This is a genomic window from Mesorhizobium sp. M0904 (assembly GCF_040319475.1).
Taxonomy (GTDB): domain Bacteria; phylum Pseudomonadota; class Alphaproteobacteria; order Rhizobiales; family Rhizobiaceae; genus Mesorhizobium.
The window spans coordinates 78,958-90,351 of record NZ_JAMYOC010000006.1 but is presented as its reverse complement, the minus strand read 5'-3'; the positions used below and the strand labels follow the sequence as shown (position 1 = coordinate 90,351).

The 11,394-nt window shown below is 63.8% G+C and carries 10 protein-coding genes; 8 read left to right on the top strand and 2 right to left on the bottom strand.

The features are described 5' to 3' along the window. The first annotated feature begins 6 nt into the window (after positions 1-6). The 6 genes from NKH80_RS08535 to amaB all read left to right on the top strand — a co-directional run bounded on the left by NKH80_RS08535 (position 7) and on the right by amaB (position 7,960). The gene (locus tag NKH80_RS08535) at positions 7-2,418 is read left to right on the top strand and encodes a circularly permuted type 2 ATP-grasp protein (RefSeq protein WP_352689983.1); all 2,412 of its coding nucleotides are present in this window, start codon (positions 7-9) and stop codon (positions 2,416-2,418) included. A gap of 7 nt (positions 2,419-2,425) precedes the next feature. Further along, positions 2,426-3,310 carry a transglutaminase family protein gene (locus NKH80_RS08530; protein WP_352689984.1) on the top strand — a complete coding sequence of 295 codons (885 nt, stop codon included), beginning with the start codon at positions 2,426-2,428 and terminating at the stop codon, positions 3,308-3,310. 118 nt (positions 3,311-3,428) lie between these two features. Continuing rightward, positions 3,429-4,550: a DNA topoisomerase IB gene (locus tag NKH80_RS08525; RefSeq protein ID WP_352820682.1), complete on the top strand. Its 1,122-nt coding sequence runs from the start codon at positions 3,429-3,431 to the stop codon at positions 4,548-4,550. Positions 4,551-4,631: 81 nt separating this feature from the next. Then, the gene (locus NKH80_RS08520; RefSeq protein WP_254817007.1) at positions 4,632-5,006 is read left to right on the top strand and encodes a YciI family protein; all 375 of its coding nucleotides are present in this window, start codon (positions 4,632-4,634) and stop codon (positions 5,004-5,006) included. Beyond that, on the top strand, positions 5,003-6,265 hold the full coding sequence (locus NKH80_RS08515) for an RNA polymerase sigma factor (protein WP_254817008.1): 1,263 nt from the start codon (positions 5,003-5,005) through the stop codon (positions 6,263-6,265). The genes NKH80_RS08520 and NKH80_RS08515 overlap by 4 nt, the downstream gene beginning before the upstream one ends. Before the next feature lie 183 nt (positions 6,266-6,448). Continuing rightward, positions 6,449-7,960 (top strand): L-piperidine-6-carboxylate dehydrogenase, encoded by a 1,512-nt coding sequence (gene amaB / locus NKH80_RS08510; RefSeq protein WP_352689998.1) that lies wholly within the window; start codon positions 6,449-6,451, stop codon positions 7,958-7,960. Positions 7,961-8,019: 59 nt separating this feature from the next. Here amaB and NKH80_RS08505 read toward each other — a convergent pair whose 3' ends face one another. Further along, positions 8,020-8,883: a hypothetical protein gene (locus tag NKH80_RS08505; RefSeq protein ID WP_352689986.1), complete on the bottom strand. Its 864-nt coding sequence runs from the start codon at positions 8,881-8,883 to the stop codon at positions 8,020-8,022. Between the two features lie 711 nt (positions 8,884-9,594). Between NKH80_RS08505 and NKH80_RS08500 the strand changes: the two genes are divergently transcribed. Beyond that, positions 9,595-10,407, top strand: a complete 813-nt coding sequence (locus NKH80_RS08500; protein WP_254817010.1) for a nucleotidyltransferase family protein — start codon at positions 9,595-9,597, stop codon at positions 10,405-10,407. Then, positions 10,400-11,152: a metallophosphoesterase family protein gene (locus NKH80_RS08495; RefSeq protein ID WP_352478321.1), complete on the top strand. Its 753-nt coding sequence runs from the start codon at positions 10,400-10,402 to the stop codon at positions 11,150-11,152. Before NKH80_RS08500 ends, NKH80_RS08495 begins: the two co-directional genes overlap by 8 nt. Before the next feature lie 48 nt (positions 11,153-11,200). Here the strand turns inward: NKH80_RS08495 and NKH80_RS08490 are convergent, their stop codons facing one another. Then, complete coding sequence (locus NKH80_RS08490; protein ID WP_352736961.1) at positions 11,201-11,380, bottom strand: hypothetical protein; 180 nt, start codon at positions 11,378-11,380, stop codon at positions 11,201-11,203. Positions 11,381-11,394 lie beyond the last annotated feature (14 nt).

Sequence of the window (11,394 nt, the reverse complement as noted above, 5' to 3'; positions counted from 1 at the left end):
TCAGCCATGGCGAAGGGGAATCACAAAAGGCTGCGCAGCAAGCCGCAGACCCACAGTCTGCTGGAGCACTACCAGCCGATCGACGGCGTCGTCGACGAGATGGTCGATGCGTCGGGCAATCCGCGGCCGGCCTGGCGGCACTTCATCGAGGCGCTGGAGGACCTGGGGCCGGAAAAGCTTGCCCAGCGCTTCGCCCGCGCCGACCAATACCTCCGCGACGCCGGCGTCTACTACCGAGTCTATGACAAGGCCGGCGCCAACGAGCGGGAATGGCCGCTGGCACATGTGCCGCTGCTGATCGAGGAGCAGGAATGGGCTGAGATCAGCGCCGGCCTGGTCCAGCGCGCCGATCTGTTCGAGGAGACCATCGCCGACATTTACGGGCCGAACCGGCTGGTCGAGAAAGGCATTCTGCCGGCCGGATTGATCGCGGCCAGCCCGGAATATTTGCGGCCGGTCGTCGGCACCAGGCCGGCCAGCGGCCATTTCCTGCATTTCTGCGCCTTCGAGCTCGGTCGTGGCCCGGACGGCCGCTGGTGGGTGCTTGGCGACCGCACACAGGCCCCATCTGGCGCCGGCTTCGCACTGGAAAACCGCGTCGCCACCACCAGGGCGCTGTCCGACATCTACGGCGAAATGCATGTGCACCGCCTGGCCGGCTTCTTCCGCCGTTTTCGCGATGCGCTGATCGGCATGGCCAAGCAAGCCGGTGGCCGTGTCGCCATCCTGACGCCGGGACCGCTGAACGAAACCTATTACGAACATGCCTATATCGCCCGCTATCTCGGCATCATGCTGCTCGAGGGCGAGGACCTGACCGTCTCGGGCGGCAGGCTGATGGTGCGCACGGTTTCGGGGCTGATGCCGGTGAGCGTCTTGTGGCGGCGGCTCGACGCCGCCTTCGCCGATCCGCTCGAACTGCGGCCGGACTCGCAGATCGGCACGCCGGGGCTGGTCGAAGCGGTCCGGCAGGGGGCGGTTTCGGCCGTCAACGCGCTGGGCTCCGGCCTGATGGAGACACGCGCGCTGCTCGCCTTCCTGCCGAAGATTTCGCGCGCCCTGCGCAACGAGGAACTGCTGCTGCCGACCGTGGCGACGTGGTGGTGCGGGCAGGAGGCGGAGCGCGAGCATGTGCTCGCCAATATCGATAGCATGGTGATCGGTCCGGCGCTGTCGACGCGGCTCGCCTTCGAGGATGACGGCTCGACCAAGCTCGGGTCAGCGCTGTCGGTCGAGGAGCGGGCCGAACTCGTCGCCCGGATCGAACGGGACGGCGGCGACTTCGTCGGCCAGGAAGCGGTGACGCTGTCGACCACCCCGGTCTATGTCGGCGGCTGGCTGGAGCCGCGGCCGGCAAGCCTGCGCGTCTATCTGGCGCGGACGCCCGAAGGCTGGACCGTGATGCCGGGCGGTTTTGCCCGTGTCGGCTTTTCGCTCGACCCGACGGCCATCGCCATGCAGCGTGGCGGCCAGGCGGCGGATGTCTGGGTGGTCAGCGACAGGCCGGTGGAGCGCGAGACGCTGCTGCCGCAGGAGCACGACAGCTTTACCCGAACCTTGCCAGGCAGCCTGCCCAGCCGCGCGGCGGAAAACCTGACATGGCTTGGGCGCTATATCGAGCGGTCGGAAGACACGGTGCGCATCCTGCGCGCCTACCATGTGCGGCTGGCCGAGACATCCGATCCCGAGATGCCGCTGCTCGCCGATATCAGGGACCATCTCGCGCCGTTCGGCATCGACGTCGAGACGGCAATCCCATTGGGGCTCATCAGCACCCTGGACAGCGCCGTCTACAGTGCCGGACAGATCCGAGACCGTTTCTCGCCGGATGGCTGGCTGGCATTGAAGGATCTGTCGAAGACCATCCATCAATTTGCCGCCACTGTGGCGCCGGGCGATGACGCGACAAGGGCAATGACGGTGATCCTGCGCAAGCTGGCCGGGTTTTCCGGCCTGCTGCACGAGAACATGTACCGCTTTGCCGGCTGGCGTTTCCTCGAAATCGGCCGCAGGCTCGAACGCGGCATCCAGATCGCCCGCACGCTCGCCCGGCTGACCAGAGCCCAGGCGCCTGAAGGCGCACTCGACATGATGCTGGAGATCGGCGACAGCGTCATGACGCACCGTCGGCAATATCCGGTGCAGGCGGGGCGGCGCACGGTGGTCGACCTTCTGGCGCTCGATCCGCTCAACCCGCGCTCGATCCTTTTCCAGCTCGAACGGCTGAAGGCCGAAATCGCGCTGCTGCCCTCCGTCGGGGCTGAAGGCCATATGTCGCCGGCGGCCAAGGAAATTCTGCAGCTCAACACGTCGATCGCCATCAAGGAGCCCTCGGACATGACGGCCGAGGCCCTCGGCGATCTCGCCAATGAAATCGGCGGGCTCTACAACAGCCTCGCCAAAGCCTATTTCGGGTAGAGACAGCATGCTCTACGACATCAGGCTTCACCTGCGTTACGACTATGATGCGGCGGCCGGTGGCGGCCGCCATCAGGTGCGCGTGCTGCCGCCGACCATCCCTGGCGTGCAGCGCGTCGTCGCCGCTTCACTGTCTTTTGTGCCGGCGCCCAGCGAACGCTCCGACTTTTCCGACTTTTTCGGCAACAGTGTCACCTCGATCGCCTTTCGTGACGCGCATGATGCGCTCGACATCAGGATGAGCGCGCGTGTTTCAGTGTCGCGGCCGGAGCCCGGGCTCGACGTATCGCCGGACATACGCCGGCTGAGGGAAGAACTCGGCGCCGTGCACTCGCTGGCGCCGGCGTCGCCGCATCACTTTCTGGCCACCAGCGATCATGCCGGCATCGACCCGGCAATCACTGCCTATGCGAAAGACAGTGCCGGCAGTTCGACAGTCGGCACGGCCATGGCTCTGTGCAACCGCATTCACCGCGATTTCACCTATGACGGCGAGGCGACCACCGTGCAGACGCGGGCCAGCGACGCCTTCGGCCTGAAGCGCGGCGTCTGCCAGGATTTTTCCCACATCATGATCGCCGGCCTGCGCGGCCTCGGCATTCCTGCCGGCTATGTCAGCGGGTTCCTGCGCACCATCCCGCCGCGCGGAAAGCCGCGGCTCGAAGGCGCCGACGCCATGCATGCCTGGGTCAAGGTGTGGTGCGGACGCGATGCCGGCTGGCAGGAATTCGATCCGACCAATGGCATGCGGGCAAGCAACGACCATATCACGGTCGGCTACGGCCGCGACTACTCCGATGTGGCGCCGATCGTCGGCGTGTTGAAAACCACGGGCGGGCAGGTCGGCGAACAGGCGGTCGACGTCATACCGGTCGTGCTCGAAAAGGCGTGATGACGCATGTCTTCGTTGCACGGCGACGTCGATAGGCTGTTCTGGAACCAAGAGATCAAGAGGCGGTGGAACCCGCAGCCGGCAAGCGGCTTATCTACGGAAATTCCGTGGAGAGGACATGCTCGACAAATCCGAGTCGTCGTCTGGCCGATCGGCTATGAGGAAAGCTGCACCAAAGAACGGGGTGCCGCGGAACGGGGCGCTGGAGAATGGCGCGCAAGCCTCGGCCGTTCGGGCCTCGCTCAATTATGTCACCGACACTGAACCCGGTATTCGCCGGCTGCGTTCGGGCAAGGGGTTCTCGTACAAAGGACCCGACGGGCGGATTGTCGACGGGGAGGCGCTGGCACGCATCAAGGCGCTCGCCATCCCCCCGGCCTGGACGGACGTCTGGATCTCGCCGGATTCCGATGGTCATATCCAGGCGACCGGTAGGGACCAGCGTGGACGCAAACAATACCGCTATCACCCGCACTGGGCGGAGGAGCGTGACGGCGTCAAATATTCGAGCCTGGTCGCCTTCGCCGAGAGCCTGCCCGAACTGCGGCGGCAGATCGACGTCGATTTGCGCCGTCACGGCCTGCCGCTGGAACGCGTCGTTTCGGCTATCGTCTGGCTGCTCGACAACACGATGATCCGTGTCGGCAATGCCGCCTACGCGCGCGACAATAAGAGTTTTGGGTTGACCACGCTGCGCGACCGCCATGTCGACATCAAGGGCTCGAGCCTGCGCTTCGCCTTCATCGGCAAATCCGGCAAGGAATGGAGATTGAAGCTTGTCGATCGCCGGATTGCCAAGGTCGTGCGTGGAGCGCAGGACCTGCCGGGGCAGAAGTTGTTCCAGTATCTCGACGAGGAGGGAAACAGGCGTCCGGTGCGCTCAGACGACGTCAACCGCTATATCAGGGAACACGCCGGAGCGGAGTTCAGTTCCAAGCACTTCAGAACCTGGGGTGGCACCATTCATGCCGCGTCGCTGTTTGCCCAAACCGAACGTCCCGAAAGCCAGGCGCAGCAAAAGCGGGTGATGAACAATGTCATCGACAAGGTTGCCGAGCGGCTTGGCAACACACGCGCGGTCTGTCGCCAATGCTATATTCATCCGGAGGTCTTCCGCGCCTGGTCCGAAGGACGGCTGCTCGACGAAATGGCGGATGCCAACAAAGGCAAGCGCTCGGTCGCCGGGCTAGACGACGAGGAGGCCCTGGTCTTGAGATGGCTGAAGGCGAGAGAAAGCTGACGTCGGACCGCGGCGTATTTTTTTGTCGACGCCATGTCGGCATCGGTCCTAGTGTTTCGTCCTTTGAGAAAAGGACGAACCATGCTCTACGCGATCCTCTGCTATGCCTCTGAAGACGTCGTCTGCTCCTGGAGCAAGGAGCAGGACGATGCCGTCATGGAAAAACTTCTGGGTGTGCAGGAAAAATATGCCCAGGCGGGCCGCCTTGGCCCGGTGGCGCGGCTCTTGCCGACGACCGCGGCGACGACGCTGAGGAAGGTCAAGGGCGAATCGATCGTCATCGACGGCCCGTTTGCCGAAACCAAGGAACAGTTCCTCGGCTTCTACACGCTCGAATGCGCCGACCTCGATGAGGCGGTCGACTTCGCGCGTGAGCTTTCCGAGGTCAACCCGAGCGGCGGCTCCTATGAAATCCGGCCGGTCTCGCTCTTCAATCCCGCCAAGGTTTCCGCATGACCGAACTCGCCTGGATCAGCACGGCAATCAGCACCGCTCGCCCGCAGGTGATGGGGGCATTGCTGCGCTACTTCCGCGACCTCGACGCGGCGGAGGAAGCATTCCAGGACGCCTGCCTGAGGGCACTGAACAACTGGCCGAAAAACGGCCCGCCGCGCGATCCGGCAGCCTGGCTGATCTTCGTCGGCCGCAACAGCGGCATCGATGCGGTGCGCAAGCGCGCCAAGCAGGCGCCGCTGCCGGAGGAGGACCAGATCTCCGACCTGGAAGATGCCGAGAGCGACGTCGCCGAGCGGCTGGACGGGGCGCATTACCGTGACGATATTTTGCGGCTGCTGTTCATCTGCTGCCATCCAGACCTGCCGGCCACACAGCAGATCGCCGTGGCGTTGCGCATCGTCTCCGGCCTGACGGTCAAGCAGATCGCCCGCGCCTTCCTCGTCGGTGAGAGCGCGATGGAGCAGCGTATCACGCGCGCCAAGGCGCGTATCGCCGACGCCGGGGTGCCGTTCGAGACGCCGGGAGCGGTCGAGCGCTCCGAACGGCTCGCCGCCGTCGCTGCCATGGTCTACCTGATCTTCAACGAAGGCTATTCCAGCAACAGCGGCGAGGCATCGGCGCGTGCGCCGCTTTGCGAAGAGGCGATCCGGCTGGCCCGGCTGCTGCTCAGGCTGTTCCAGACCGAGCCGGAGATCATGGGGCTGACGGCGCTGTTGCTGCTGCAACATGCACGCGCGCCTGCCCGCTTCGACGAGAACGGCGAGATCGTGCTGCTCGAAGACCAGGACCGCAGCCTGTGGAGCCGCAAGATGATCGATGAAGGCCTGGCGCTGGTCGATAAGGCGTTGCGCCATCGCAAGCCCGGTCCGTACCAGGTGCAAGCGGCGATCGCCGCACTGCATGCGCGGGCGGAAAAGCCCGAGGATACGGACTGGAACGAGATCGACCTGCTCTACGGCCTGCTCGAGCAGATGCAGCCGTCGCCGGTGGTGACGCTCAACCGCGCCGTCGCGGTCTCCAAGGTGCGTGGACCGGAAGCCGCACTCGCCATGATCGAGCCGCTGGAGGGGCGGCTTTCCGGCTATTTCCATTTCTTCGGCCTCAAGGGCGGACTGCTGATGCAGCTTGACCGCGGCGAGGAGGCGCGCGTCGCTTTCGACCGCGCCATCGCGCTTGCCAATACCGCCGCCGAGGCCGCGCATATCCGCATGCATATCGACCGGCTGATGAAAGAAGGCGCCAAGCAAACGGCGCATTGATCCGACGCCTTCGCCTGGTTCAACGGTCTGACCTTTGCTTAGACCATGCCGGGGTGGCGATTTTTCCCTGAAACGAGTAATGCCACGCCATGACAGCGCCTGGTGTGCCAACCGGCAGGGGGCGGGTATGGCGCCAGGCTTGGACCGACGCCATATGAGCGACGGGATCTGAAAGGGATGAAAATGACGATTGCGAAGGAAACGGCCGGGCTTCTGGCGAAACTGGGCGTTGCCGAAGGCGCGCTCACGGGCGGCGACCTCATCGTCCGCAGCCCGGTGACCGGCGAGCAGATCGCCGCGCTGAAGACCATCTCGCCGGCCGATGCGGCGACGACCATCGACAATGCCTACAAAGCTTTCCTGGCGTGGCGGCAGGTGCCAGCTCCCAAGCGTGGAGAACTGGTACGGCTGCTCGGCGAGGAATTGCGCACACACAAGGCCGAGCTTGGCCGGTTGGTATCGATCGAAGTCGGCAAGATCCCATCCGAGGGTCTTGGCGAAGTGCAGGAGATGATCGACATCTGCGATTTCGCCGTCGGTCTTTCCCGGCAACTGTACGGCCTGACCATCGCCACCGAGCGTCCCGGCCATCGTATGATGGAAACCTGGCATCCGCTCGGCGTCGTCGGGGTCATCTCGGCCTTCAACTTTCCGGTCGCGGTATGGTCGTGGAACGCAGCACTTGCGCTGGTCTGCGGCGACGCGGTGGTGTGGAAGCCGTCCGAGAAGACACCGCTGACGGCGCTCGCCTGCGAAGCGATCTTCAAGCGTGCAGCAGAGCGTTTCGGCGATGCGCCGAAGGGGCTGGCGCCGGTTCTGATCGGCGATCGCGCCGTCGGCGAGATCCTGGTCGATCATCCCAAGGTGCCGCTGGTCTCGGCGACCGGCTCGACGCGCATGGGCAGGGACGTCGGACCACGGCTGGCGAAGCGCTTTGCCCGTGCCGTGCTGGAGCTCGGCGGCAACAATGCCGGCATCGTCTGCCCGACGGCCGATCTCGACATGGCGCTCCGCGCAATCGCCTTCGGCGCCATGGGCACGGCCGGCCAGCGCTGCACGACGCTCAGGCGCCTGTTCGTGCATGAGAGCGTCTACGACCAGCTCGTTCCGCGCCTGAAGAAGGCCTATGGAAGCGTCTCGGTCGGCAATCCGCTGGAGACAAGCGCTCTGGTCGGCCCGCTGATCGATAAGGCTGCCTACAAGAATATGCAGAAGGCGCTGGAGGAGGCGGCTTCGCATGGCGGTAAGATAACCGGCGGAATGCGGGTCGAGAACGGCCATCCCGAGGCCTACTATGTGCGTCCGGCGCTGGTCGAAATGCCGCGGCAGGTTTCGCCAGTGACGGAGGAGACCTTCGCGCCCATCCTCTACGTGATGAAATATTCGGACTTCGACGCCGTGCTAGAAGAACACAATGCGGTGGGAGCGGGGCTGTCATCGTCGATCTTTACCCGCGACCTGCAGGAATCCGAGCGCTTTCTTAGCGTCGACGGATCGGACTGCGGCATCGCCAACGTCAATATAGGCACGTCAGGGGCCGAGATCGGCGGCGCCTTCGGTGGCGAGAAGGAAACCGGCGGCGGCCGCGAGAGCGGTTCCGATGCCTGGAAGGCCTATATGCGGCGCGCTACCAATACGGTGAACTATTCCAAGGCGCTGCCGCTTGCGCAGGGCGTGTCGTTCGACATCGATTGAAATGCCAGACCTCCGTCGCGGCGGCGCCAAGGCCGCCACGACGGCGTTCGGCTTGCGGTTCAGCTGGCGTCGGGAGTTACAACACAATTGTCGAAGGCTGAATCGATGATGGCGAGCTTGACCGCCTGGGCGGTCATGTATTCCTGATAGAACTCGCTCGACACCCACATGACCGAATGACCGCGCTGGCCCAGCCAGCCGATGCTGCCGAGTTCCTCCGCATCGCGCAATTTGCGTGAAAGGTGGGTCCGGGAAAGCTTGAGCCAGTTCGCGAAATCTCCGATTGAGACGACACCGGTCGGAATTCGGTCCAGGTCGGCATGATCGGGATCGACGCCGGACATCAGCCAATCCATCACGATGCCGCCATTGTCGAGCCAGGTGAACAAGGAAAAAGTCTGTCTTGGCTCGCGCACGGCATGCGACGAAAGCAGGCCGTCGGCCACCAGCGGCTGCAGTTTGGCGAGCACGTCCGGTTGTGCGACGAATGCAGCCAGTCGAGATCCACCGTCCAGGCTGTCCAGCGTTTTCAGATGAGCCATGACCCAGCCGGCAACCGTCTCCAGAGTGCCCGCGACCGGCTCAAAGGGGCGGATGCGCCCGTATTTAATCGGCAGATGCCGGATGAAACCGTAATGCAGCATCTCCTTCAGGAAGGCATCGGCGGTGTTGCGGCTGGCCACCGAATGCCGGCGGATTCCGTCCATGAACCGTGCGGACGTAAGTCCCTTGCGATGGTCGTCCGGCTCTCGATCGAAATACAAGGCAAGGCCGATATGGGCCATCAGCCAGCGTTGTTGCGTGGCGAACACCGAAGCCAGCCGCGGGTTCGCTTCATAGGTCTGGAGCAGCGCCCGCGACTGAGCCTGGACGTGCCGACGCAATGCCGGATGGCTGGCAATATCTTCAGAAACCAGCGCCATCCCGCCGAGCCCAACCAAATTTGCAACTGGAAATACCGGTCACAATTTCAGCCTTCGCGGACCGTGTCCAGAGCCGGCACATCAGGATACGAGCTGAATCCCGCCGGCTAGCAATTACGCGACTTGGTCGCCGAGGATGCGATCTCGCGAGGCGCTGATCTTGCCGCGCGAGACTAGCCTGCTTGAACCCATAATGGTGGCTTCGCCTGGCCAGCCCGCATTCCCCGACGGCGAGGCGGAACCACCACCAGTTTTGCTCGTTGAAGAACGCTGATTGGACTGAGACAGTGAGGAATTACAAAATGGAGAATGGGCTTTTCGCCACGCCGCCTGCAGCGTTCCGAAAAACAGAGTCGGTTTGGCTACGGGCGCTCAAGTGGCTGTTAAGCCGGGTGCGCAGCGCCTCCGACAGCTCCGGAACCATGTTGAAGCCAATCCTTGCTGGACCGGAGGATGGCGGGGTCCACTCCGCCTCGACGCGTTTGAGCCGATCTCGACGCGTTTGAGGCCGACCGCGCTGCGATTTTGACTCCAAAAATAGCCGCTCACATATTTTTTCTTTTTATGGCCGCCGCCGCAACCTCGCCCATAGCCGCTTCGAAGGCCGGCCACGGCGGCGTGTCGGCCTGATGCAGCAGGCGGGAACCATCGGGCAGGCTTGGCTATTAGATACAGGCGGCTGCTGGTCTGCCGGGCCAGGAGCCATTGCTTATGATCATCGATCCCCCACCGAAAAGCGCCATCCCGGCATCAGTTCCGTCGGTCGATCCAAAAGCCGCCCCGACGCCTCGCAACGCCGAAGCGGAGGTCTTTTATATCGAAGCGATCCGCGAGCTTGTCGCGACCGGCATCCCCTTTCTCGTCGCCGGCACCTATGCCGTAAGCGCTTATACCGGGATCACCCGCCCGACCAAGGATCTGGACATTTTCTGCAAGGCCGGCGACTGCGCGCGCATCCTCGCCCATTTCAAGCAGATCGGCTACGCCGTCGTGGTCGAGGACGACCGGTGGCTGGGCAAAGTGTTCAAGGGCACGCATTTTTTCGACGTCATCTTCACCTCGATGAACGGCACAATGCCTGTCGACGACCAGTGGCTGGAGCATGCTCGCCAAGCCGAATTGCTGGGCAGCCAGGTGCGGATCATCGGCCCAACCGAGCTCATCTGGTCCAAATGCTTCATCCAGGATCGCGGCCGCCACGATGGGGCCGACGTCGCGCATACCATCCTCAAGGCGCACGACCAGATCGACTGGCAAAGGCTGCTTTCCTACATGGAAGTCCATTGGGAAGTTCTGCTGATGCATCTCTTGAACTTCCGATGGATCTATCCGACGGAGCGCGACCGGGTGCCCGCGTGGCTGCTCGACGAACTGCTTGACCGGCTGGCCAAGCAGCGCGAATTGCCGCCTTCCCGGATGCGGATCTGCCGCGGGCGCATGCTTTCACGAACCGACTATGAGATCGACGTCAAGCAATGGGGCTTTGCCGACGTCGGCGGTGAAGGAGAATATAGCGATGGCTGACGGGCTCGAATCTGCTTCGGCAAAGGCGGAAAATGGCGGCACTCTCAAGGTCGCCGCCATCGGCGATCTGCATGTCGGCAAGGAGGACCAGGCCTCGTACCGCGACCTTTTCGGCGAGATGTCGCGTGAAGCCCAGGTTCTCGTGCTGACGGGCGACCTTACCAATCTCGGCAAGCCTAGGGAGGCCGAAATCCTTGCCGAGGAACTGCGTGCCTGCACGATCCCGGTCGTCGCCGTGCTTGGCAACCACGACTATGAGTCGGGCGCCGTCGAGCAGGTTACCGATATTCTGCGCCAGGCGGGCGTTCACCTCCTCGACGGCGAGGCGACGGAGATTCACGAGGTCGGGTTCGTGGGGGTCAAGGGTTTCGTTGGTGGTTTCGGGTCGCGCATGCTCGGCTCCTTCGGCGAACCGGCCATCAAGTCGATGGTGGCGGAAAGCGTGAACGAAGCGATGCGGCTTGAAAACGCGATGCGGCAGGTCCGCGCCAAACGCACGCTGGTCGTTCTGCACTACGCGCCTGTCGTCGAGACGGTCGAAGGCGAGCCGCTGGAGATCTTCCCGTTTCTCGGTTCGTCACGTCTGGCCGAGACGATAGACCGGTTCCAGGTCAGCGCGGTTGTGCATGGTCATGCGCATCGCGGCGCTTACGAGGGCCGCACGCCGGGCGGGGCGTCGGTCTATAACGTTGCCATGCATGTCGCCAAGCCGACCGGCCGCCCCTACGCCATGCTCGAAATCTGACAGGCGGCGCCACTGGCGCAGGCAATCGCAGTACACACTGCAGAACGATCACGGCAATTGCCGGCTAAAAGCCGTCCGCTTCGGTGGAATGTCGTTTTCATCCGGGTTGGGAACGGGGTCCTCGTCGGGGAGCCTGTCGGGGTCCGGCTCACGCACGGGCTTGGGATCGGGAATGGGAGGCGGTGGCACCGGCGTCGGTATCGGCTCGGGTGTGGGAATAGTGGCCATCGTAATCATCTCCT